This window comes from Neobacillus terrisolis (genome assembly GCF_051233475.1).
GTDB lineage: Bacteria > Bacillota > Bacilli > Bacillales > Cytobacillaceae > Bacillus_BU.
Genome location: NZ_JBKFGH010000018.1, coordinates 143,845 through 166,908 on the forward strand (window position 1 = coordinate 143,845; position 23,064 = coordinate 166,908).

23 protein-coding genes and 1 other annotated feature are annotated in these 23,064 nt (G+C 39.4%); of the genes, 1 reads left to right on the plus strand and 22 read right to left on the minus strand.

What is annotated here, in order from left to right; genetic code table 11:
* Positions 1–48: 48 nt before the first annotated feature.
* The 16 genes from ACI48O_RS12700 to rpsU all read right to left on the minus strand — a co-directional run bounded on the left by ACI48O_RS12700 (position 49) and on the right by rpsU (position 14,039).
* The gene (locus ACI48O_RS12700; RefSeq protein WP_435562183.1) at positions 49–1,434 is read right to left on the minus strand and encodes a glycine--tRNA ligase; all 1,386 of its coding nucleotides are present in this window, start codon (positions 1,432–1,434) and stop codon (positions 49–51) included.
* A gap of 83 nt (positions 1,435–1,517) precedes the next feature.
* Positions 1,518–1,685, minus strand: a binding site (T-box leader).
* Between the two features lie 38 nt (positions 1,686–1,723).
* Entirely contained in the window at positions 1,724–2,482 is a 759-nt protein-coding gene (recO, locus tag ACI48O_RS12705; protein WP_435562184.1) for a DNA repair protein RecO, read from the minus strand.
* A 33-nt stretch (positions 2,483–2,515) separates the two neighbouring features.
* A complete protein-coding gene (locus tag ACI48O_RS12710) occupies positions 2,516–2,659 on the minus strand; it encodes a YqzL family protein (protein WP_435562185.1) in 144 nt (47 codons plus the stop codon).
* Positions 2,660–2,832: 173 nt separating this feature from the next.
* Positions 2,833–3,753 carry a GTPase Era gene (gene era / locus ACI48O_RS12715; protein ID WP_435562186.1) on the minus strand — a complete coding sequence of 307 codons (921 nt, stop codon included), beginning with the start codon at positions 3,751–3,753 and terminating at the stop codon, positions 2,833–2,835.
* Entirely contained in the window at positions 3,746–4,144 is a 399-nt protein-coding gene (locus tag ACI48O_RS12720; RefSeq protein WP_435562187.1) for a cytidine deaminase, read from the minus strand. The genes era and ACI48O_RS12720 overlap by 8 nt, the downstream gene beginning before the upstream one ends.
* 548 nt (positions 4,145–4,692) lie before the next feature.
* Complete coding sequence (locus ACI48O_RS12725; RefSeq protein ID WP_435562188.1) at positions 4,693–5,076, minus strand: diacylglycerol kinase family protein; 384 nt, start codon at positions 5,074–5,076, stop codon at positions 4,693–4,695.
* On the minus strand, positions 5,054–5,524 hold the full coding sequence (gene ybeY / locus ACI48O_RS12730) for an rRNA maturation RNase YbeY (RefSeq protein WP_435562189.1): 471 nt from the start codon (positions 5,522–5,524) through the stop codon (positions 5,054–5,056). Before ybeY ends, ACI48O_RS12725 begins: the two co-directional genes overlap by 23 nt.
* Positions 5,521–7,686, minus strand: a complete 2,166-nt coding sequence (locus ACI48O_RS12735) for an HD family phosphohydrolase (protein ID WP_435562190.1) — start codon at positions 7,684–7,686, stop codon at positions 5,521–5,523. Before ACI48O_RS12735 ends, ybeY begins: the two co-directional genes overlap by 4 nt.
* 127 nt (positions 7,687–7,813) lie before the next feature.
* Positions 7,814–8,785 (minus strand): PhoH family protein, encoded by a 972-nt coding sequence (locus tag ACI48O_RS12740; RefSeq protein ID WP_435562191.1) that lies wholly within the window; start codon positions 8,783–8,785, stop codon positions 7,814–7,816.
* Positions 8,782–9,975, minus strand: coding sequence for a sporulation protein YqfD (gene yqfD, locus ACI48O_RS12745; protein WP_435562192.1), 1,194 nt, complete (start codon positions 9,973–9,975; stop codon positions 8,782–8,784). The genes ACI48O_RS12740 and yqfD overlap by 4 nt, the downstream gene beginning before the upstream one ends.
* A gap of 15 nt (positions 9,976–9,990) precedes the next feature.
* A complete protein-coding gene (gene yqfC, locus ACI48O_RS12750; RefSeq protein WP_435562193.1) occupies positions 9,991–10,275 on the minus strand; it encodes a sporulation protein YqfC in 285 nt (94 codons plus the stop codon).
* A 76-nt stretch (positions 10,276–10,351) separates the two neighbouring features.
* On the minus strand, positions 10,352–10,840 hold the full coding sequence (locus ACI48O_RS12755) for a hypothetical protein (RefSeq protein ID WP_435562194.1): 489 nt from the start codon (positions 10,838–10,840) through the stop codon (positions 10,352–10,354).
* A 29-nt stretch (positions 10,841–10,869) separates the two neighbouring features.
* Positions 10,870–11,868: a flotillin-like protein FloA gene (gene floA, locus ACI48O_RS12760; protein WP_435562195.1), complete on the minus strand. Its 999-nt coding sequence runs from the start codon at positions 11,866–11,868 to the stop codon at positions 10,870–10,872.
* 75 nt (positions 11,869–11,943) lie between these two features.
* Positions 11,944–13,254 carry an NfeD family protein gene (locus tag ACI48O_RS12765; protein WP_435562196.1) on the minus strand — a complete coding sequence of 437 codons (1,311 nt, stop codon included), beginning with the start codon at positions 13,252–13,254 and terminating at the stop codon, positions 11,944–11,946.
* 152 nt (positions 13,255–13,406) lie between these two features.
* Positions 13,407–13,850 carry a GatB/YqeY domain-containing protein gene (locus tag ACI48O_RS12770; RefSeq protein ID WP_435562197.1) on the minus strand — a complete coding sequence of 148 codons (444 nt, stop codon included), beginning with the start codon at positions 13,848–13,850 and terminating at the stop codon, positions 13,407–13,409.
* Positions 13,851–13,865: 15 nt separating this feature from the next.
* Complete coding sequence (gene rpsU, locus ACI48O_RS12775; RefSeq protein WP_019154564.1) at positions 13,866–14,039, minus strand: 30S ribosomal protein S21; 174 nt, start codon at positions 14,037–14,039, stop codon at positions 13,866–13,868.
* Positions 14,040–14,274: 235 nt separating this feature from the next.
* On the opposite strand from rpsU, the gene ACI48O_RS12780 reads away from it, so the two are divergent.
* Positions 14,275–15,204 carry a Na/Pi symporter gene (locus ACI48O_RS12780; RefSeq protein ID WP_435562198.1) on the plus strand — a complete coding sequence of 310 codons (930 nt, stop codon included), beginning with the start codon at positions 14,275–14,277 and terminating at the stop codon, positions 15,202–15,204.
* A 734-nt stretch (positions 15,205–15,938) separates the two neighbouring features.
* Here the strand turns inward: ACI48O_RS12780 and deoC are convergent.
* The 6 genes from deoC to dnaK all read right to left on the minus strand — a co-directional run bounded on the left by deoC (position 15,939) and on the right by dnaK (position 23,058).
* Entirely contained in the window at positions 15,939–16,610 is a 672-nt protein-coding gene (deoC, locus tag ACI48O_RS12785; protein WP_435562199.1) for a deoxyribose-phosphate aldolase, read from the minus strand.
* A gap of 166 nt (positions 16,611–16,776) precedes the next feature.
* Positions 16,777–18,138 carry a tRNA (N(6)-L-threonylcarbamoyladenosine(37)-C(2))-methylthiotransferase MtaB gene (mtaB, locus tag ACI48O_RS12790; RefSeq protein ID WP_435562200.1) on the minus strand — a complete coding sequence of 454 codons (1,362 nt, stop codon included), beginning with the start codon at positions 18,136–18,138 and terminating at the stop codon, positions 16,777–16,779.
* A 5-nt stretch (positions 18,139–18,143) separates the two neighbouring features.
* Complete coding sequence (locus ACI48O_RS12795) at positions 18,144–18,893, minus strand: 16S rRNA (uracil(1498)-N(3))-methyltransferase (RefSeq protein ID WP_435562247.1); 750 nt, start codon at positions 18,891–18,893, stop codon at positions 18,144–18,146.
* Between the two features lie 95 nt (positions 18,894–18,988).
* Complete coding sequence (gene prmA, locus ACI48O_RS12800) at positions 18,989–19,927, minus strand: 50S ribosomal protein L11 methyltransferase (RefSeq protein ID WP_435562201.1); 939 nt, start codon at positions 19,925–19,927, stop codon at positions 18,989–18,991.
* Between the two features lie 22 nt (positions 19,928–19,949).
* Positions 19,950–21,074, minus strand: a complete 1,125-nt coding sequence (gene dnaJ / locus ACI48O_RS12805; protein ID WP_435562202.1) for a molecular chaperone DnaJ — start codon at positions 21,072–21,074, stop codon at positions 19,950–19,952.
* A 154-nt stretch (positions 21,075–21,228) separates the two neighbouring features.
* The gene (gene dnaK / locus ACI48O_RS12810) at positions 21,229–23,058 is read right to left on the minus strand and encodes a molecular chaperone DnaK (protein WP_435562203.1); all 1,830 of its coding nucleotides are present in this window, start codon (positions 23,056–23,058) and stop codon (positions 21,229–21,231) included.
* Positions 23,059–23,064: the final 6 nt, after the last annotated feature.

Below are 23,064 nucleotides of genomic sequence, written 5' to 3' on the forward strand. Positions count from 1 at the left end.
GCACTTTTATGTTTTCGCAAGAACATCGAATGATAACTTAGAAGAAAATTAAAACTCGATTTTATTTTGAATGAATTCTACTAATTGGGAAATCGGAATACGGGTTTGTTCCATTGTATCACGGTCCCGAACGGTTACCATCTTATCTTCTTTTGAATCAAAGTCAAAAGTGATACAGAATGGAGTACCAATTTCATCATGACGACGATAGCGTTTACCGATTGAACCTGATTCATCGTAATCCACTAAGAAATGTTTTGCCAACAGGTCATACACTTCTCTTGCATCATCAGATAATTTTTTGGAAAGTGGTAAAATCGCTGCTTTAAATGGCGCAAGTGCCGGATGCAAGTGCATCACGGTTCTCGATGTACCATCCTCAAGTTGTTCCTCATCATAAGCGTCGATTAGGAAAGCAAGCGTTACACGGTCAGCTCCTAATGATGGTTCGATACAGTAAGGAATATATTTTTCATTTGTTTCTTGATCTAAGTAATGGAAGTCCTCACCAGAAAACTCCATATGCTGTTTTAAATCGTAATCTGTTCTTGACGCAACACCCCAAAGCTCACCCCAGCCAAACGGGAATTTGTATTCAAAGTCGGTTGTTGCATTACTGTAATGAGATAATTCGTCTTCATTGTGATCACGAAGGCGAAGGTTTTCTCTGGTCATACCTAAAGACATTAACCATTGCTCTGCAAACTGTTTCCAATAATCAAACCATTTAAGTTCTTCGCCTGGCTTACAGAAAAACTCCAGTTCCATTTGTTCAAATTCTCTTGTACGGAACGTAAAATTACCTGGAGTAATTTCATTTCGGAAGCTTTTTCCGATTTGAGCAATACCAAATGGAAGTTTTTTACGCATCGTCCGTTGAACATTCTTAAAGTTTACAAAGATACCTTGAGCTGTCTCAGGGCGAAGGAAGATTTCGTTTGCGCTTGACTCGGTAACACCTTGAAACGTTTTAAACATAAGATTAAATTGACGAATTCCTGTAAAATCAAAGCTTCCACAATCCGGACAAGCGATTTTGTGTTCAGAAATTAATTCCTCCATTCTGGAGAACGGAAGACCATCGACAACCATTTCAATTCCTTTTTCGTCGAGTGCATTTTCAATTAGCTTATCGGCACGATGTCTTGCTTTACATTTTTTACAATCGATCATAGGATCATTAAAGTTTCCAATATGACCAGAGGCTTCCCATGTACGTGGATTCATTAAAATAGCTGCATCTAATCCGACATTATAAGGAGATTGGTGTATGAATTTTTTCCACCATGCCTGTTTAATATTGTTCTTAAGTTCAACCCCAAGCGGACCGTAATCCCAAGTATTTGCCAAGCCACCATAAATTTCTGAGCCCGGAAAAATAAAACCTCTGTGTTTTGCATGGGAAACGATTTGTTCCATACTACTAACGCTCATCATCAAAACTCCTTTTCAAATTCCTTTAGTAAAGACGGCCTTTTTAAGACCAAATAAAAAACTCCCGTCTCTATGCAATAATGCATAGGGACGAGAGTTAACCCGCGGTTCCACCCTATTTGCTGCCAAAGCAGCCTCTTAAAAGAATGTTGCTCCAGAACGCCTTCCTTAATGCTTCTTATCTAGCTTCCACCATCCTAGACTCGCTTTTAAAAAGGGAATTAAGTACTCTTTTCCTTCACGGCAACTATTAAATTTAATTTGATGTTAATGGAAAGAAACGCTATTGTCAAGTTAACATATCTTTCATTTTGTCTATCTGATTTAAAAACTTCTTTGTTTTTAAATGCAAACCTGAATATTCCTCATAATACGCTGTTATCACCTGTTTTAGCTGCGCCTTTGTCTCCGGCTTCACATCAATATTACCTAATCTTGAAAGATCAAAATAATAAAATAGCCGCAACAATTTAACGGTAGCCGGTGAAATTTTAATTGAGTATGGATCCTGTTCAAGGCAACGGTGGCAAATAAAACCGCCTTCTCGAACAGAAAATGAAAAATGTCCGTCTGTATTACTACAAACAGAACATTGATTTAAACAAGGGTGCAATCCGAAAAGGTCCAACATTTTCATTTCATAGATGTTAGTTAGTATCGCTAAATCATAGCCTTCATTCATTAAAGAAAGTGTTTGGTGCAGCAATTCAAATAGAAAAGGATTAGGTCTTTTTTCATCGGCTGTTGCTTTGTCAGTTAAATCAACGATGTAGCTTGCATAGGCCGTTAGAAAAATATCCTCGCGAATGGATCGCAAAGAAGAAATCATCTCACCCTGTTGTAAACTCCCTAACCCATTGCCTTTTTGGATCAGAAAATATCCATATGTAAAAAGCTGGGTGACGGCCGACAGGCGACTATTCGTCTTTTTTGCCCCCCTTGCCATCACGCCAACTTTTCCCCATTCACGTGTATATAAAGTGACAACTTTATTGGTTTCACCATAATCCGTTGTTCTAATGACGATGCCTTCACATTTTTGAAGCATGAACTCACCACCATCCATTGCAACGAAACAAACCTATGAAATGGGAAAATCAATTTCTGCTAGCTCATCATCCTGATTACCGGGTATTTCTTGGTTATCTTTTTCAATTTCCTTGAAAAGAAGATACATGTCAATATTACCTGTTTGCGAAAAAATTTTCCAGGTAAAATCCATCATCGAAAACCCCCACCTTTCAAATATTCAACTAGCCTTTCATGATCCCAATTCCTTTACAATTATCATAGCCCGAAAGTAGAAAATCATAAGACGAAAAAATTGTAAATTGTTCAAAGCATAAATTTCGTTCGTTGCTAATAATTTAATTAGGGTGAAGCTAGACACATAACAAATTAGTATTCGTCTTCACGAAAACCAAAGTCTCGCAACTGCCCCATTTTATTCCGCCAATCCTTTTGAACCTTTACCCAAAGCTCAAGGAAAACTTTTGATCCAAGCAAGTTTTCAATATCGATTCGAGCTCGTTTACCGATTTCCTTTAGCATTTTCCCTTGTTTGCCGATGATTATCCCTTTCTGGGAGTCGCGCTCAACAATGATCGTCGCCATGACATGTATCATGTCTTTGTTCTCTGGTCGATCAAGCTTTTCCATTACAACCGCTAAAGAATGCGGCACTTCCTCATGCGTCAAATGAAGGGCTTTTTCCCGAATTAATTCCGTAATAATAAATCGTTCGGGATGATCGGTAACTTGATCAGCCGGATAGTATTGCGGTCCTTCAGGAATGTAACGCTTGATTTGCTCTAGCACTCGTTCAATATTATTCCCTTGAAGTGCCGAGATCGGTACTATTTCTGCAAAATCATATTTTTCTCTATAGGATTCAATCACTTCTAACAATTTGTCAGGATGAATTAGGTCGATTTTATTAATTACAAGAAATACCGGAGTTTTAACTCCTTGAAACTTTTCAAGGATAAATTCTTCTCCACGTCCAAAGCCTTCCTCGGCATTTACCATAAACAGAACTAAATCAACTTCCTTAAGGGTGTTGATTGCTACTTTCATCATAAAGTCGCCTAATTTATGCTTTGGCTTATGAATTCCAGGCGTGTCAATGAAGATGAGCTGTGCATCATCACTCGTTAAAACACCTTGAACCTTATTTCTTGTTGTCTGCGGTTTATCGCTCATGATCGCGATTTTTTGACCAATCACTCGGTTTAAAAACGTTGATTTTCCAACATTTGGTCTTCCAATAATTGATACAAACCCCGATTTAAATTTGTTTCTTGCTTCTTCGTTATTCATTTAAGTCCTCCGCTGAAAAAGCTCCTGGCAACAAGTCTTCTACTGTGATCTCTTGGACAAGGCCCTTTAAGTTTGTTAACACGATTTTCATATCCTTTGGGCACAATTCTGAAATAACCTGACGGCAGGCACCACATGGTGAAATAGGTCGGTCGGTATCAGCAATAACAACCAGTTTAGCAAACTCTTTGTCTCCCTCTGAGTAGGCTTTAAATAATGCTGTACGCTCTGCACAGTTTGTCATGCTATAGGCTGCATTCTCAATATTACATCCATGATAAATTTTTCCATCAACAGTTAAAAGGGCAGCTCCAACCTTAAATTTTGAGTAAGGAACATAGGCTTTCTCTCTTGCCGCTTTAGCTTCTTCAATTAATTGATTTTGATCCACAACCACTCTTCCCTTCAACAGAAAAAAATCGCTGTCTCCTTATTGTATCTTATTTTAGCGATCTTTTCACTCGTTTATGGCAAAATAACTGCATAAAAAATTGAATTTTCTAAAAATTTATCTATTCTATTTTATGCTTTGCTCTGTTCTGTTATTTTATCTAAATTGAAGAGCGTTTTCAAATTGGGTAAGGAAAAGGTATGTGAAACTGTACTGAAAAATGCAAAGCCCGTTTATGGAGCGGACATGGAGGACCTTATTTTAATAAAAAGACCACTATTCTAGACTTAAGCGGACACAGAATACCTTATTTATGTAAAAACCACTGAATAAAGCCATTTTATTAACAAATAAGGAACCTGGTGTCCTCTTAACTCATCAAAACCACTCTTTTTGTGAAAATAACGGATCTGATGTCCGCCCGTCACCAAAAAAGATCTGATGTCCGCAACCAAAAAAATGACTAACAAATTATCATACAATTTGTTAGTCATTTTTTTGGTTGCGATAGGCAGGAAAGCCGGAAGCCGTTAAAAACTCCAGCCCCCTTAAAATAATAAAGATAATATTTTTGGCATAAAAATGATTAGCCCAACCAACACAGAAAGGATGGCGTAAGCAAACACAGCACCTGCAGCCATGTCCTTTGCTTGCTTTGCAAGTGGATGAAACTCTTCTGTAACAAGATCTACCACTCGTTCTAATGCACTATTGAGCAACTCGAGGGATATAACTCCACCGATGGCAAAAAGAATAAAAAGCCACTCCATCGTTGATAACGAGAGGAAAAATCCGAAAATGACAACCAGTACGGTTACAGCAAAATGAATTTTTAAATTTCGCTCACTTCTTAATGCAAGGGTAATTCCTTGTACAGCGAAGGAAAAGGATTTGATCACCTTTTGTATATTAACGTTCGAGTCCGTACGCATTGAGAATATCCTTTTGTTTTGTAAACATTTCTTTCTCCTCGGCTTCGGTCATATGATCATATCCTAATAAATGCAGGAAACCATGGACCGCCAAAAAGCCGAGTTCCCTTTTAAAAGAATGTCCGTATTCTTCGGCTTGTTCTTCTGCTTTCGGAACTGAGATAATAATATCGCCAAGAATTCTGGGCATATCGAGGCCTGCGAGCGCCATTTCCCCTTCGCCTAACTCTTCCATCGCGAAGGAAATAACATCTGTAGGTTGGTCCTTATCTCGATATTCACGATTGATTTCCTGGATTCTTTCATTGGAGACGAATGTTACGGAAACTTCGCTTTCATTCTCAACCGCTTCCTTGTCAGCAGCCAAGTTTAACAGTGCGATTACTTCATTCATATCCTCACTAGCTAATTTATTTGTTTCATCAATCATATCAATAATTAAACTCATGCATGATTCACCTTCTGCTTTATGTTTTCTGGATACTCAATCCGCGAATGAAAAATACCTTTTAATGTTACATATAATGCATTCGCAACCGTCTCTAGTTCTTTTAACGTAATATCGCATTCACAAAACTGATCATCAGATAGACGGTCTGAGATAATTTTTCTGACGATTGTTTCAATTTGTTCATGTGTAGGATGGACCATTGAACGGACGGCAGCTTCGACGCTATCCGCAATTCCAACGATTGCAGCTTCTTTCGTTTGAGCTTTTGGACCCGGATATCGGTAATCTGCTTCGTTTACCTCGATCCCCTCTTGAATTGCTTTATGATAAAAAAACGCAAGCTTTGTAGTACCATGATGTTGTTCTGCAATATCGATAATTTCTTTTGGCATTTTATGTTTTTTCAGCAATTCTACACCATCGGTTACATGGGCAATAATAATGTTTTTACTTGTTTGAGGTGGTATCCGATCATGTGGATTTTGAATATTCATTTGGTTTTCGATAAAAAATTGCGGCCGCTTTGTTTTGCCCATATCATGATAATAGCATCCAACTCTTGCCAGTAGCCCATTTGCTCCAATAGCTTCACAAGCAGTTTCTGCCAAGTTCGCCACCATGACACTATGATGGTATGTTCCCGGAGCTTCCGTAAGAATTTTTCGCAGTAAAGGATGATTCGGATTCGAAAGCTCAATTAACTTCATTGTCGACAGAATACCAAATCCCGCTTCAAAAAAAGGCAGTAATCCAATCGTTAAAACCGCTGAGCCAATACCGGATGCCAATGCAGCAATCAAATAAAACCCATATTCCATGCCGGTATACTGACCATTCCGTAGAAAAATCAACATAAGAATGACAATGATATTAACTGCAGTGACGAATAGGCCGGCTTGTAATATTTTTGAACGATTGTTTTGTTTACTTAAAAATAAAATACTGGCCATCCCGCTTAATAGAATATAAATGGCGACCGTTATTTGTAGTGTCGCTGTAATACCCTCATTAAAAATGATACTTCCACAAATCGCCAAAACAATGGTAAAACCAATCGCTAATCTTTCATGGGTAAGCAACTTGATCAACATTGCTCCCATTGCCGCCGGAAATATATAGGAAATTTCAGCATAGTTTAATTGTACAAACAAGCTTAATATCTTCATTAGAACAATTGAAAAAACTAAAATAATGCTAACGATTAGCAGATACATATGTTTTAATTCTCGAGATACATCTAAAAAATAAAAAAAGTAATATAATCCACTTAACAATGTAACGAGTAATAACGCCAACCCGGCAAACGGCTTTAATGAATTCTCGTTGTCAAGGATGCCGGTAAGCTCTAATTGACGATATATATCCCGGCTGATTAACTGTCCCTCTTCAACTAAGATTTGCCCCTCAAGTATTCTAACCGCATCCACTGCTTCTATAGCCTGCTGACGCATTTCTTTCGTAGCAGTTGGATCATAAAACTCATTTTGAATGATGGCATACCTGCCTAGTTCAATTGCCGCATTTTTCAAGCTGCTGTTCAGGCTTGTGTATTTTAATTCTTCTTCTAGCCGTTTCTTAGCATTTTCAACATCGTCCGCCGCGATACGTGAACTCATTACATAATTGATTGCCGTTACCGTTAAATCTCTTGCAATCGATAATTCATCCTTTGAGGACTGTAGTAAGGCGATAAAAACAGGATCAGTCAGTTCTTTCGTCTCATTTTCCGTTAATTTTTGTTTTAATCTTTGTAATTGATCAGAGATAGGAGGTTCCTCTGAAACTTGACCTTCCTCTTTTTCCTTTTGGCTCATTTCATCCGCTATATCATCTTTTACTTCCACAACAGAATCAAAGATTGATGTTATTAAATCAACCCGATTTTGTGTGTATTCTTTTTTTAAGATATAAACATCCTGGACAAGATTTAGCGCTTCCTTCCGCTTTTTCTCTGTACTCTCTTTATCCTCTACGGTAATCGGAGAGCGGATTGTTTGGTCAGCAACAGAAAATAATTTAAGGTCCAATTTTTCTGGTTTAACATTGCTGTACATGGATGCAAAGAGGATTAAACCTACAAGGATGATTAATAAAACTTGAAACAAGGTTTCACCCAGTAAATTTTTGATTTTGGTTACTTGATGCTGGATTTTTCCCAAAGTAAATCCCTCCTACCATGGCTATTGCCTGATAGCAAATATGTTATGTAACATAATATCAGTTTTTGTTAAAAGTTTCATCCTAAATAAGGAAAGAATAATAAACTAAAAAGCCGACTCCAGTGGGTCAGCTTTGTTGATTTTCATTTTGATCGTAGGCATTGATAATCTTTGCAACTAAAGGATGGCGGACAACGTCAGCCGCTTCAAGATAAACAAAAGACATTCCCCTAATCCCCTTTAAAATGGTTTCAGCTTCCGTCAATCCGGATTTTACTCCCTTAGGAAGATCAACCTGGGTCCGATCCCCTGTAATCACCATTTTCGAACCAAAGCCTAGCCGAGTTAAAAACATTTTCATTTGAGCATGAGTGGTGTTCTGTGCTTCATCTAGAATGACAAATGCATCATCTAATGTTCTTCCCCGCATATAAGCTAAAGGTGCAATTTCGATCGTTCCTCGCTCAATCAGTCTCACGGTATGTTCCATCCCTAGGACCTCATGGAGGGCATCATATAATGGGCGTAAATAAGGGTCGACCTTTTCCTTTAAGTCACCAGGTAAAAACCCTAAACTCTCCCCTGCTTCTACTGCAGGCCTTGTTAGAATAATCCTTTTTACTTGACCATTTTTCAAAGCATTTACTGCCATTACAACGGCTAAAAAAGTTTTTCCCGTTCCTGCTGGCCCGATCCCAAACACGAGATCATTTTCTTTGATGGATGATACGTAATGCCTTTGTCCAAACGTTTTAACTCTAATTGATTTTCCTTTAGCCGTTTTGCTTATTTCTTCTTCGTATAATTCTCCAAAGTATTCAATCGTGCCTTTTTTGACTAATTTAACGGCATAGCTAACATCTCTCTGGCTGATCGCAATTCCTTTTTTAATCACTTCTAGAAGTTTGTCGATGACTTTTGCAGCAAGATCTAGCTTGTCAGCATTTCCAGTAATGATTAACGATTCTCCACGAGTGATAATCGATACTTGAAGTTCTTGTTCAATTATTTTCAAATTGCTGTCAGAATTACCGAATAAGGTAATCGCTTCGTGTTGATCATTTATTTTTACATCGATTGTTTTTCGTTCTTCCGTCATTCTTCGTCTCCTTGAATTATTGGTTGGCCTTCTGCAATGTTCTCAATAATTTGGAAATGTATTGATAATTTAACTTTACCATTCTCAACAGCTTGATGTAAAACTTTTTCACCTTTAATAATAGCATCTTCAGTCAGCTTAGTTTTTATATCCTTTCTCGCAATTTCCTTTGCCATATTAACTGCTTCATCATTTGTGTATATTCTGGTAACTTCCTCTCGTTCCCTTATCGTTGAATTTATAAAAGAAACAGGTAAATCCCACTTGAGAAAGTGAACCTTATGCTCGGTTGAATCCGTTTCATATTCAGCATATTTCGGGGTCCCAAAGCCCCAAACCGGAATCGAAAAATTCGCAATCCGTACATAATATTTTCTCTTTTCATTTCCATTAAAAACTTGGAAGGTACTTTTTATTGGAAGCTCAACAGTGGATTTATACCATGTTTCACCTAAAATTTCCCCTTTTGATGACACCAGCTCTGTTTGCCCCTCCTTTCCATATACACCGGAAACGAGAATTTGGCCTGGAACAACATGATCATGACGATTAACCATTTGTTTGCCTTTCTCTACAAATATATAGGTGATGACAGCCTCTTTTTTGGCGACCAGATTACGCGGCCCATGTATCTCAGGCTTTTTTGGTTCTTTTTTTTCAACCACTTCTAAATGAAAGGTTGTCCCCCGCAATTCTACACCAACCCATGTAATCACTTGGATTTTATTGGTTAAATTTCGTTGAATCGTTTCCACATCATCGATAAAAAACTGAAGCTTTCCTGGCTTAATCCCCATCTTGTCCAATTGTTTATAAACTTTATATTCTGTTGCCGGATTAGCGCCATTTATCTCAATCCGCCACACCATATTGGATAAAAATAAAATAATAAATAAAAACAAAAAAGCACCAACAATAAGACCGATATTATGCATCAGCTTTTTGAGCAGAAATGGAACTCCAATTCTTTGCTGAAAGCTGATTTTGCACCCGCTTTTTCTTGCTAGCAGGCGCAGCTTTTTCACATCTGCCAATTTTAAATGAAAGATGACGGTTTCTGTACCATGTCTTTTTACATCCCAAACGGAAATGCCATTTCTGATTAATTGATTAATGAATCTTTCTATTCCCTTTCCCGATACCTTTACAGATACAATACCGGAACAAAACTCGATCCATTGGTTCTTCATTGTTCTCCTCCTGAATCACTCGTTTATATAAATAACTTGGTCTATTTTTCCTTCTAATAAGATTTCTTCCGGTAATATCGTTTTTATTACAAAGGCTTTTCCCTTTACCAAAAGCTGCCCCTGTTTTAGTAACAAGCGAATCTCCTTATCAGAAAAGGTTAATAAGCCACGGTGGTTCTCAATATAGATATGGATTTGTCCAACCATAGTTATCCGGGGTAAATCCATCATGACATCATGAGGAAGCTCCATATTTTTCGTTACCCAGTTGCGGACAATCTGGCCCCATTTTTTTGCCATAAAAAAAGAACCCCCTTTCATCTCATATTTATGAAATGAAAAGGGGTTCTAGCACTTATTTTTGTGTAAGTCTATCTTACTTGACCGATCGGTGCGGTCTTTTCGCTCGCGGCGGCCCTAACACCTCTGACCATATCAGACCGTCAATAAGATTATCACGGTCTATTTCTTGGGACTTCGCCTTAGGCACCTCTTCTTTCTGATGGGTACCGGCTTGTTTAGATACTCGATGATCCTCGAAAAAAACTTGCTTGTTTTCGTTAGCATTTTTTTTGGTAGCCTCATATACATTTTCAAGTTGATGATATATTTCCTTTTGAGTAGGAATCGGCTTTCTATTTGCATTTTGCTGTCTGTAAGGTCTGGATGTTTTCGTCTCGATCTGCTGCTGCATTTCCGGTTTCTTTGGACGATCAGGACCGACAGGTGAAGCAGGATTTCTTCTTGGAATCGGATTATAACCCTTTTTATTTTCAGGATTAGCCGCTTTCGCACGCTGAAAAAGGGAAGAAATAGCTCCAATTAATATTATCAAAATGAATGGATTATCAAATAAAAATCTCATTTGAGATCCTCCTCATCAAATGACCGGTCCTATTCATTTTTATCAATCTGTTTACGGTCACCTGTCATTTTACCGATCGAATCTCTCATATCGGTATCAGCATTTATGTTTTGGATATTCATATAATCCATCACACCGATATTTCCTTCACGAAGAGCTTCAGCCATAGCTAAAGGTACAGTTGCCTCTGCTTCCACCACTTTTGCACGCATTTCTTGAACCTTTGCCTTCATTTCCTGCTCTTGAGCAACCGCCATCGCCCGGCGTTCTTCCGCTTTCGCTTGGGCTATTTTTTTATCAGCTTCAGCTTGCTCTGTTTGTAATTCAGCACCAATATTTTTGCCGATATCAACGTCCGCGATATCAATCGATAAGATTTCAAATGCAGTACCAGAATCGAGACCCTTCGAGAGTACCGTTTGCGAAATCATATCGGGATTTTCGAGTACTTTTTTATGATTTTCAGAGCTACCTATCGTACTAACAATTCCTTCACCAACACGAGCAACAATCGTTTCCTCTCCAGCACCCCCGACCAAACGCTCAATATTCGCTCGAACGGTGATTCTAGCCTTTGCCTTTACTTCAATCCCATCCATCGCTACACCTGCAATAAACGGCGTTTCAATAACCTTAGGATTTACACTCATTTGCACCGCTTCGAGAACATCACGGCCGGCTAAATCGATTGCTGCACAGCGTTCAAAGGTTAATTCGATATTGGCACGGTGGGCAGCAATAAGCGCATTAACAACACGGTCAACATTACCTCCCGCTAGGTAATGGCTTTCTAGTTGATTTGTTGTTACATTTAAACCCGCTTTATGGGCCTTAATAAGCGGATTGATTACCCGGCTTGGGATTACACGGCGGAGTCTCATCCCAATTAATGTAAAAATACTGACTCTCACGCCTGCGGCCAAAGCTGAAATCCACAGCATGACCGGAACAAACGTAAACAAAATGCTTAACAGGATTAAGCCCAGCACAACCGCGATAATTAAAAAAGCAGAACCAGCTGTGATCATATCTTTTTCCTCCTCTGAAAATATGTAATTATGCTACTAATTTTAGTAATACGAAAACAGACCTATTATAGACATTTATCCTTGCTTACTTCTAACCACGACACGGACGCCTTCTACCTTTACTACTATTACCTTTTGATCCTTGGAGATAAACTCGCCCTCACTTACAACATCAATTCTTTCAGTTCCAATTAGAACAGTTCCTGCCGGCCGCAGCGGGGTCAAAGTAATTCCTTCAAGTCCCAAAAGCTCCGTCCGATTACGGTTCGAAACATAGCCACTTTCAGTATTCGTAGAATCAGTCAGGATTATTTTTTTGAACAGGCTCATTTTTTTACCAAACACCCTTATCATAATGATTGAAGTGATTATCGATATCCCAATAGCGATTAAAATTGAAATTCCCATATGAACAACATTATCCGTTGCCAGAAAAAGACTACCCAATATAGAAATCGTTCCAATCGCCCCAACAATTCCACCCGGGACAAATATTTCTAGGATGACGAGGGCAATCCCTACAATAAATAAAATAAGTGTTTCAAATCCTGCAAGTCCCGCGACCATATGTCCGTAAAAAAACATTAATAGCGCTGATAAGCCCATAAAGCCGGGCACCCCAAAACCTGGGGAATATAGCTCGAGAACAAGCCCCAAACTACCAATTGTTAATAATATTGGGACAACGACCGGATGGGTGATAAATCTGGCAACCTTTTCAGCAAAGCTTTCCTCAACGGAACGGACATCCGCATCAGCATAACCTAACTTCTGCAATAGTTCATCTAAATCTGCCACAGTCCCCTCAGAATAACCAACTTCGACTGCTTGATCGGAGGTTAAGGTTAGTAAATTCCCAGCACCTGCTCCGTATTGCGGTAAATCAATGGTTTCATCCGCCATCGCCACTGCATAAAGGGGATCTCGATTGTTTTGAACCGCCGCACTTTTCATTGCCGCAAACCAATAAGACTCCGCTTTTTTTCCAGCGGTATTCCCCTGTTGATCAATAATGGCCGCTGAACCCATTGTCGACCCCGGAACCATATAAATTGCATCTGTGTTTAATGCTATGTACGCTCCTGCCGACAAAGCTTGTTTATTAACCAGGGTAATCGTCTTCACATCCGATGAGGTTAACAGCTTGCCAATCTCTCCAGCTGCATCTACCGCCCCACCCGGTGTATTCAGTTCAAAAATAATCGCATCTGCTTGTTCCGCTTCCGCTGTTGTTACTGCTCTTTTTAAGAAGGCGTATAATCCTTTTTCAACCGTTTCTTCAACTGGAACAACATAAACCGTTTTTTGGTTTCCAAAGGCAGGTTGTGGGATCATTAAAATACTAAAAACAAATAAGAGCATGATGAGATTCATAAATTTTCTCATTCTGTTTCCCCCCTTTCTTGGCCTCCATAATAGTATTTACGGATAGAAAAACAAAAAGTTTCAATTTCCTTCAAATCATTATGCCCTTTTCCGGTCTTTTATTACAAAGTGAAAAACCGCAGAGATACTCTCTGCGGCTGTTGATGTCGGCATTATGAAAGGTGTTGTTGAACAAGTTTATTTACGAGTGTTCCGTCTGCTTTACCCTTTACTTTCGGCATAATCGCAGACATTACTTTTCCCATCTCAGCTTTTGATGTTGCACCTACTTCTGAAATCGTTTGTTTAACGATCTCAGCCACTTCTTCTTCAGATAGCTGTTTCGGCATGTACAATTCGACAAACGTCAATTCTGTACGCAATTTTTCAGCCAAATCTTCACGACCGGCTTTTTCAAATTCATGGAGGGAGTCCTTGCGTTGTTTCATTTCGCGAGAAAGGACTGTTAACTCTTCTTCTTCGACAAGCTCGCGACCAAGCTTAATCGCTTCATTTTGCAATGAAGCCTTAATCATCCGAATAACGGAGAGTTTGTCTTTTTCCTTATTCTTCATCGCTTGTTTCATATCGTTATTTAAACGCTCGAGAAGACTCATGAATTACACCCTCTCTTACCACTTACGTTTTCTTGCTGCTTCTGATTTCTTCTTACGCTTTACACTAGGCTTTTCGTAGAATTCGCGCTTTCTAGCTTCTTGAATCGTACCAGACTTAGATACAGTACGTTTAAAGCGACGAAGAGCATCTTCAAGCGATTCGTTTTTACGAACGACGGTTTTAGACATTCTCTTTCCCTCCCTCCGAAAACAACACACTAACATCGAGGACATGGAATCCCATGTACTTTGACAATTATAATATAACGGAGATATAAGGTCAACTCAATTTGAGCTTGTTCCTACGATTCGTGAAAAAATCTTCTTTTTCGACTATATTTTATACTCATCGCCACATTTTTATTATAACGGCATGTCTATTTTATTTTCCCAACGCATATAAACATTAAAGGGAGTGAAGGACATGTTATATTTTTTATTATTTATCTTTCTTATTGCAGTTTTCATAATGGGCATGTCCATTTTAAGAGCAGGCCTATTTCAATTATCAGGGGAGAGATTTAAAAAACTGCTTGAGCGGGTCACAAATTCTCCGTTTAAGGCGATGCTGACAAGTATTTTTGTAACAGCCCTTTTGCATAGCAGCTCTGCAGTCATGGTAATTACAATTGGACTAATCTCTGCCGGAATGCTCACTTTTCCAAGATCAATCGGAATCATTTTAGGTACTAATATTGGAACCACCTTTACCACCGAAATTATTACTTTTAATATTAATCAATACCTCGTCCCAATGGCTGTAATCGGCGCGATTTTAATGGTTTTCCAAAATGTTAAGTTCAGGAGCAGCGGGTTTATTTTATTCGGCATGTCCGCCGTTTTTATTGCAATACAAGGATTTGAGTTTCTTTCAACTCCACTTACTGAATTACCGATTGTTGAAAATATATTATTAATGCTAAACAGGAGTCATCTATTAAGCATAGTATTTGGCGCAATTTTAACTGCATTAATTCAATCCAGTACAGCAATGACTGGAATTACAATGGGATTTTTATCAGGAGGTATCCTTAATCTCGACTCAGGAATAGCGATTATGCTTGGTTCGAATATTGGTACGTGCATCACAGGGTATTTAGCTTCCATTGGTTCCGGGAAGGAATCAAAATTATGTGCGTACGCTCATATTTGGTTAAACGTTGTAGGTGTGCTCATCTTTATCCCGTTTGTTGACTGGATGTCTTCCATGGCTCAAAATGTTGCCAAAAGTCCGGATGTCCAACTCGCTCATACGAGCCTGCTCTTTAATGTGATTTCCTCATTAGTCGTTTTGCCGTTTTCAGAGCAATTTGGTAAATGGATTATGTTTGTTCATGGGAGGGGGAAAAAGTGAGAGTGAATTGAGGGGCTGGACGGGGGTTGGGCAGGACTGGGATTGGGGGGCATTCAAAATAGGTTACTTAACGCTCTTTTAGTGACCTTTTTTTGGGACCGTGTACCAAAACAGGGTACTAAATCCTCCTTTAGCGCCTTATTCTAGGGTAGGAGGACCTTATTAGGGCACTAAACACAACTTTAGTGCCCTATTCTACGTGTCATCTTCTAGTCCACATCCACTTATGCGGTTTTCCAGCTTGGTTTTGGCCAGTAAGAACCTGCTATTGGCCACTTTGGCGGTTTTCTTGCTTCGTTTTGGCCAGTAGGAACCTCCTATTGGCCACTTTGGCTTTCGCTCTGCTTCGTTTTGGCCAGTAAGAACCTCCTATTGGCCACTTTGGCTTTCGCTCTGCTTCGTTTTGGCCAGTAGGAACCTCCTATTGGCCACTTTGGCGGTTTTCCTGCTTCGTTTTGGCCAGTAAGAACCTCCTATTGGCCACTTTGGCTTTCGCTCTACTTGGTTTTGGCCAGTAGGAACCTCCTATTGGCCACTTTGGCGGTTTTCCTGCTTCGTTTTGGCCAGTAGGAACCTCCTATTGGCCACTTTTGCTCTCTTCCAGCTTCGTTTTGGACAATTACGGACCTATTCTACGTGTCCGTCTTCTATTCTACATCCACTAAAGCCTCTTTTAGCGACCTATTCTAATTCCATTAACACTATTACGTTAAACCAGTCCTTAACCTCTTGAATTAATAATCCGAATCACTTGTCAGTCCTTTAACGATTGCGATGCCTGCTGAAGCTCCAATTCTTGTCGCTCCTGCTTCGATCATGTTTTTAGCATCTTCTGTATTTCTTACCCCACCAGAGGCTTTCACGCCGATGTCTGGTCCAACAGTTTTTCTCATAAGAGCGATATCAGCAATTGTTGCCCCTCCTGTTGAAAAACCAGTAGAGGTTTTTACATAATCAGCTCCAGCTTTAACTGCAATTTGACATGCCCGCACTTTTTCTTCATCTGTTAATAGACTTGTTTCAATAATGACCTTGGTTAACGCTTTTCCTTTAGTAGCATCAACAACTGCCTTAATATCTCGTTCTACTAACTCATCATCCATACTCTTTAATGCACCGATATTAATGACCATATCTACTTCTTCTGCACCATTTTCAATCGCATTTTTCGTTTCAAACGCCTTTGTTTCAGGAGTGTTTGCACCGAGAGGAAAGCCAATAACTGTGCAAACCTTCACAGGACTATCCTTTAAAAGCTGACTTGCATAGCTGACCCAGGTTGGGTTTACACAAACAGAGGCAAATGTAAATTCCCTCGCTTCCTTGCATAGCACTTCGATTTGCTCTTTTTTTGCATCGGCTTTTAGCAATGTATGATCAATCATTGACGCAACATTTGTTGTCATTATGTATCTCCTTTCAGACTTTTAAGATGTCCGTACCTCTACAATATAACATTCGACTAAAGAAAATTCGAGGCATTTTTTATACCTCTTTTAGTTTTTAATGAAATTAGATAATTTATACAAAAACAGACTGTCGAATTTAGCTTCGACAGTCTGTTATAGTTTTTTAAATAGCGGTTTCCTCTTTGTGATCCGTTATAAATTCATCATTTACGACGCGAATAAACTGACCTTCATTGTATGGGTATCCAGCTTTAGTAATTTTTACTTTAACAATTTTGCCAATCATCGCTTCCGTTCCTGCAAAGACTACCTTTAAATAATTGTCAGTGTATCCGACATAAAGGGGATGATCTGCATCTCCCTCAAACTTTTCTTCAGGAATCACCTCAAGCACTTCACCTTCGAATTGTGATGCGTATTCCGCTGCAAGTTGATCAGAAAGCGAGATGAGACGGTGAACACGTTCATTTTTTACATCCTCATCCACCTGATCCTCCATTCGAGCGGCAGGGGTTCCGGTCCGCTTCGAATAAGGGAAAACATGAAGCTCAGAAAATTTATGATCATTGATAAAATTAAAGGTTTCCATAAATTCTTCTTCTGTTTCACCAGGGAAGCCGACAATAACATCAGAAGTGATTGCCAAACCAGGCAATACCTCCTTTAAGCGGTTAAGACGCTCTCCGAAAAACTCCATAGTATATTTTCGTCGCATTCTTTTCAGAACAGTATTTGAACCGGATTGAAGTGGAACATGAAGATGACGGACAATAATGTCTGATTGATTAATTGCTTCGATCACTTCATCGGTAATTTGACTGGCTTCAATTGAAGAAATCCGAAGGCGCTTCAATCCTTTGACCTCTTTTTCAAGATCGCGCAACAGCATAGCCAGGTTATAATCCTTCATGTCTTCGCCATAGCCTCCAGTATGGATACCGGTTAGAACGATTTCTTGATAACCTGCATCAACAAGCTGCTGAGCTTGGCGAATGACTTCTTTCGGATCACGAGAACGCATTAAGCCACGTGCCCAAGGGATAATACAGAAGGTGCAGAAATTATTGCAGCCTTCTTGAATCTTTAAGGAAGCTCGTGTTCGATCAGTAAAAGCAGGAACATCTAACTCTTCATAAACACGGCTTTTCATGATATTTCTTACAGCGTTGATCGGCTCACGCTCTTTTTTATATTGCTCAATGTATTCTAGCATTTTAATCCGGTCTTGGGTTCCAACAACGATATCAACCCCAGGGATTGCTAAAATCTCAGCAGGAGACGTTTGCGCATAACAACCTGTTACACAAATGACGGCATTAGGATTTTTCCTAACAGCACGACGGATTACTTGACGGCTTTTCTTATCACCCGTATTGGTAACGGTACAAGTATTGATGATATATACATCAGAAGTTGATTCAAATTCAACTCGGTCATAGCCTTGTTCTTTAAATAATTGCCAAATCGCTTCAGTTTCATAGTGGTTTACTTTACATCCAAGTGTATGAAACGCAACAGTAGGCATAATAATCACCTCAATAATTCAAAATGATAGGACACAGCTGATAGTAAGTAAAGAGGAGCCGTTTCTGTCCTGAGTATACGCGGTCCTAATCCACAAGCTAAAAATCCATTTTCAGTCAATAATGAGATTTCGTTTGAAGCTAAACCGCCTTCCGGACCAAAAATAACAAACAACGACTGACCAGGTTTAAGTTCTTTCAGTACTTTAGCCAGTTTAGCCGATTCTCCTTGTTTAGCTTCTTCTTCATAAGCAACTAATTTTATATCATAGTCATTAGACATTTTGATAAGATTAGATAGTGTCACTGGCGAATACACAGCAGGAATTTTATATCGATAAGATTGTTCGGCCGCTTCTTTGGCGATTTTTTGCCAACGGTCGACTTTTTTTTCTGCTTTTTTTTCATCCCATTTAACAATCGAACGGGCTGCAAGAAAAGGGACAAAATCAGTTGCACCAAGCTCTGTTCCTTTTTGAATGATCCATTCAAGCTTGTCCCCTTTTGGCAATCCGCTCGCAATGGTAACGCGAATCGGAAGTTCTGTGGACCCTTCTTCCCATTTTACAACGTTAGCCACCACTTGTTCATCGGTAATTTCTGCAATTACGCAAAGGGCACTTTTTTCATCTTTTGTAACACAGACAATATTTTCGCCAGCTTTCATTCTCATTACGCGGGTAATATGGTGATAATCCTCGCCATTGATAAAAAAACGATCATGGTCGGATCCGCTATTAATAAAATAACGCTGCATGCCTCTTCCTTCTTTCCGGATATTAATACAAAAAAGAAACTCGCCAGAGGCGAGCCTTTTCAGCAAGAACGGGAAACTCCTCATAAAGAAGTGGATTATTTTTTCTTAGCGATCAACGCGACCCAATCTTCCATGACCAGCGTTTCTTCAATAGAAAAACCAGCATTCTCGATTGCTTCTTTCACTTGATTTTTCTTCTGCTGGATAATCCCTGAGGCAATAAAATAACCGTCCTTCTTAACTACTCTTGCTACATCATCCGTAAATCGCAGAATCACTTCAGCAAGAATATTCGCGACAACAATATCTGCCGGACCTTCAATCCCATCCAATAAATTGTTTTGGGACACGTTTACGTATTCTTTCACTTTATTAAGCTTAATATTGAGTATCGCTGATTGAACCGCAACTTCATCGAGGTCTAATGCTGTAACATTCTTTGCACCTAATAATGCAGCAGCGATGCTAAGCACACCGGTACCGGTCCCAACATCAATAACAGTATCTCCAAGGCTAACAGTCCGTTCAAGAGCTTGAACACACATTACCGTAGTTGGATGGGTTCCTGTCCCAAATGCCATTCCAGGATCCAATTCGATGATTAACTCATCACTAGAAACCGGCGAATAATCTTCCCAAGTAGGAACAATCGTGAACCGCTCAGATATTTTAACTGGATTATAATATTTTTTCCAAGCTGTCGCCCATTCTTCCTCGTTTACTTCACTGATAGTAACATTATTCTTACCAATATCAATATTAAATAAAATTAAATTATTGATTGCATCTTTTATTTCTTCCACCGTTTCACCGAGGAAACTGTTGATGGGAATATAAGCTTTAATAATGACTCCTTCTTCTGGATAATCATCAGGATTGAGTTGGTAGATTTCACCGAAGCGATCCACCCTTTCCTTACTAAGCTCAAAGGGATCTTCGATTACCACGCCACTGGCGCCTGCCTCGTGTAAAATATTTGAGATTGGTTCAATCGCTTCATTTGTAGTATGAATGCTGATTTCTGACCATTTCATCTCTACCAACTCCATTTTCTAATTATTCACCTTTAAAGGCTCGCTTAACTTTTGAAAAGAAACTATCTTCAGGACCGCCGCTCGGAACCTTACCGCTGATTTCAGCAAATTCACGAAGCAACTGCTTTTGTTTTTCTGATAATTTTGATGGGGTAACAATACGAATGATCACATGCTGATCTCCGACCCCATACCCTCTAACATTAGGAACGCCTTTACCTTTAAGTCTAAACTTGGTTCCTGTTTGGGTACCAGCAGGTATTTTTAATTTAACTTTACCATGCAAGGTTGGAATCTCGACATCATCACCAAGGGCTGCTTGAGTGAATGTGATCGGCATCTCGCAATAGATATCATCGCCATCCCGCTCAAAAAATTCATGATCCCTAACATGGAACACTACATAAAGATCTCCAGGAGGTCCGCCATTAATTCCGCTTTCCCCTTGACCTGAAACGCGAAGTTGTTGGCCGTCATCAATTCCGGCAGGGATTTTCACATGAATCTTACGACGCTTTTTAACTTTACCTGAACCGCCGCATGTAGAACACTTATCCTTAATTTGTTTACCTGTTCCACCACAGTAGTTACAAGTTCTACGGTTAACAATTCTGCCAAATGGTGTATTTTGCTCTACGTTTAACTGACCTGATCCATGACAATGCTTACATGTTTCTGCTTTTGTCCCTGGTTTAGCACCAGATCCATGACAAGTTTCACATTCTTCCTCGCGCGGAATTTCAATATCTGTTTCCTTGCCAAAAACTGCTTCCTCAAACTTCAAGGTCATTGTATATTGTAAATCTGCCCCTTGTCTAGGTGCATTCGGATCACGGCGACGACCTCCGCCGCCACCAAAGAAGGTATTGAAAATATCTTCAAAACCACCGAAGCCACCACCAAAATCTCCGCCGCCAAAGCCTTGATTTGGATCAACATGACCAAACTGGTCATAATGGGCACGTTTTTGATCATCGCTTAGTACTTCATAAGCTTCTTTAATTTCTTTAAACTTATCTGCAGCATCTTCTGCTTTATTTATATCTGGGTGATATTGCTTTGAAAGCTTACGATAAGCTTTTTTAATATCATCCTTTGACGCACTTTTGCTAACTCCAAGGACTTCATAGTAATCCCGTTTACTCATGTTACCACTCCCGCATCCTTTCACATAAACGTTATTGTAACATTCTAATCTAAAAAAAAGCAATGAAAAGCTCTATACTCAGGTAGCTTTGATAATGAAAAAGCCAAAGCCATGAACGAGCTGACTTTGACTTTTTCCCTAAAGCTGAAATTTTCTATTTATCGTCGTTAACCTCTTCGAATTCAGCGTCAACTACATTGTCGTCTTTGCCTTTTGCTTCTCCCGATTGGCCTTGAGCAGCTTGAGCCTCCGCTTGAGCTTGTTCATACAGCTTTACGCTCAAATCTTGAACGATTTGTTGAAGAGCATCTTTCTTCGCTCTCATTTCATCTAAATCATTTTTCTCGATTGCCGCTTTGAGAGCATCTTTCGCTTCATTTGCTTTTGCAACATCTGCAGCATCAACTTTATCTTCAAGATCCTTTAATGTTTTCTCAGTTTGGAAAACTAACTGATCTGCTTCATTGCGTAGCTCTGCTTCTTCTTTACGTTTTTTATCCGCTTCAGCGTTTTCTTCTGCTTCACGAACCATTTTTTGGATTTCTTCATCAGATAAACCGGTAGAAGATTTAATTGTAATCGCTTGTTCTTTGTTTGTGCCAAGGTCTTTTGCACGAACATTTACGATACCATTTTTATCAATATCAAAGCTTACTTCAATTTGTGGAATTCCGCGTGGTGCTGGCGGAATATCACTTAATTGGAATCTTCCTAATGTTTTATTGTCAGCAGCCATTGGACGTTCCCCTTGTAGAACGTGAATGTCTACAGCAGTTTGGTTATCAGCAGCAGTTGAGAACACTTGAGATTTTGATGTTGGAATGGTCGTGTTGCGATCAATTAATCTTGTGAATACGCCACCCATTGTTTCAATACCAAGTGATAATGGAGTAACGTCAAGTAATACAACGTCCTTAACGTCCCCAGTAATAACACCGCCTTGAATTGCAGCTCCCATAGCTACTACTTCGTCAGGGTTAACCCCTTTTGAAGGCTCTTTTCCAAGTTCCTTACGAATTGCGTCAGCAACAGCCGGGATACGAGTAGATCCACCAACAAGAATGATTTTATCAATTTCTGATGCAGACAAGCCGGCATCTCTAAGTGCTTGACGAGTAGGGCCCATTGTTCTTTCAACAAGATGAGCAGTAATCTCATCAAACTTCGCTCTTGTTAAAGTAACGTCAAGGTGTAATGGTCCTGCTTCCCCTGCCGTAATGAAAGGTAATGAAATTTGCGTTGAAGTTACACCAGACAAGTCTTTTTTCGCTTTTTCTGCCGCATCTTTCAAGCGTTGTAACGCCATTTTATCTTTAGACAAGTCAATGCCGTTTTCTTTTTTAAATTGCTCTACTAAGTAATCAATAATCACTTGGTCGAAGTCGTCTCCACCTAGACGGTTATCCCCAGCAGTAGATTTAACTTCAAATACGCCATCACCTAGTTCAAGAATGGAAACGTCAAACGTTCCGCCACCAAGGTCAAATACAAGAATGGTTTGGTCTTCGTCTGTTTTATCTAAGCCGTAAGCTAAAGCTGCAGCAGTTGGTTCGTTGATGATCCGTTCAACTTCAAGACCAGCAATTTTACCAGCATCTTTCGTTGCTTGACGCTCGGCATCATTAAAGTATGCAGGTACTGTAATAACTGCTTTTGTAACCGGCTCTCCTAAATATTCTTCAGCATACGATTTTAAGTATTGAAGAATAATCGCAGAAATTTCTTGTGGAGTATAGTCTTTTCCTTCGATTGTTTCTTTGTGACTAGTACCCATATGACGCTTAATGGAAATAATTGTATTAGGGTTTGTGATTGCTTGACGCTTAGCCACTTCCCCAACTTGACGCTCACCGTTTTTAAATGCAACAACCGAAGGAGTTGTACGGTTTCCTTCTGGATTTGGAATTACTTTTGGTTCGCCGCCTTCTAGAACAGCTACACAAGAGTTTGTAGTTCCTAAGTCAATACCAATGATTTTACTCATGTTTCT

Excerpts from the sequence above, each read along its gene's own strand:
- ACI48O_RS12700 (WP_435562183.1), bottom strand. The coding sequence starts at position 1,434 with ATGAGCGTTAGTAGTATGGAACAAATCGTTTCCCATGCAAAACACAGA.
- recO (WP_435562184.1), bottom strand. The coding sequence starts at position 2,482 with ATGCTTCAAAAATGTGAAGGCATCGTCATTAGAACAACGGATTATGGT.
- ACI48O_RS12710 (WP_435562185.1), bottom strand. The coding sequence starts at position 2,659 with ATGATGGATTTTACCTGGAAAATTTTTTCGCAAACAGGTAATATTGAC.
- era (WP_435562186.1), bottom strand. The coding sequence starts at position 3,753 with ATGAATAACGAAGAAGCAAGAAACAAATTTAAATCGGGGTTTGTATCA.
- ACI48O_RS12725 (WP_435562188.1), bottom strand. The coding sequence starts at position 5,076 with ATGCGTACGGACTCGAACGTTAATATACAAAAGGTGATCAAATCCTTT.
- ybeY (WP_435562189.1), bottom strand. The coding sequence starts at position 5,524 with ATGAGTTTAATTATTGATATGATTGATGAAACAAATAAATTAGCTAGT.
- ACI48O_RS12740 (WP_435562191.1), bottom strand. The coding sequence starts at position 8,785 with ATGACGGAAGAACGAAAAACAATCGATGTAAAAATAAATGATCAACAC.
- yqfD (WP_435562192.1), bottom strand. The coding sequence starts at position 9,975 with ATGAAGAACCAATGGATCGAGTTTTGTTCCGGTATTGTATCTGTAAAG.
- yqfC (WP_435562193.1), bottom strand. The coding sequence starts at position 10,275 with ATGGCAAAAAAATGGGGCCAGATTGTCCGCAACTGGGTAACGAAAAAT.
- ACI48O_RS12755 (WP_435562194.1), bottom strand. The coding sequence starts at position 10,840 with ATGAGATTTTTATTTGATAATCCATTCATTTTGATAATATTAATTGGA.
- floA (WP_435562195.1), bottom strand. The coding sequence starts at position 11,868 with ATGATCACAGCTGGTTCTGCTTTTTTAATTATCGCGGTTGTGCTGGGC.
- ACI48O_RS12765 (WP_435562196.1), bottom strand. The coding sequence starts at position 13,254 with ATGAGAAAATTTATGAATCTCATCATGCTCTTATTTGTTTTTAGTATT.
- ACI48O_RS12770 (WP_435562197.1), bottom strand. The coding sequence starts at position 13,850 with ATGAGTCTTCTCGAGCGTTTAAATAACGATATGAAACAAGCGATGAAG.
- rpsU (WP_019154564.1), bottom strand. The coding sequence starts at position 14,039 with ATGTCTAAAACCGTCGTTCGTAAAAACGAATCGCTTGAAGATGCTCTT.
- ACI48O_RS12780 (WP_435562198.1), top strand. The coding sequence starts at position 14,275 with ATGTTATATTTTTTATTATTTATCTTTCTTATTGCAGTTTTCATAATG.
- deoC (WP_435562199.1), bottom strand. The coding sequence starts at position 16,610 with ATGACAACAAATGTTGCGTCAATGATTGATCATACATTGCTAAAAGCC.
- mtaB (WP_435562200.1), bottom strand. The coding sequence starts at position 18,138 with ATGCCTACTGTTGCGTTTCATACACTTGGATGTAAAGTAAACCACTAT.
- ACI48O_RS12795 (WP_435562247.1), bottom strand. The coding sequence starts at position 18,893 with ATGCAGCGTTATTTTATTAATAGCGGATCCGACCATGATCGTTTTTTT.
- prmA (WP_435562201.1), bottom strand. The coding sequence starts at position 19,927 with ATGAAATGGTCAGAAATCAGCATTCATACTACAAATGAAGCGATTGAA.
- dnaJ (WP_435562202.1), bottom strand. The coding sequence starts at position 21,074 with ATGAGTAAACGGGATTACTATGAAGTCCTTGGAGTTAGCAAAAGTGCG.
- dnaK (WP_435562203.1), bottom strand. The coding sequence starts at position 23,058 with ATGAGTAAAATCATTGGTATTGACTTAGGAACTACAAACTCTTGTGTA.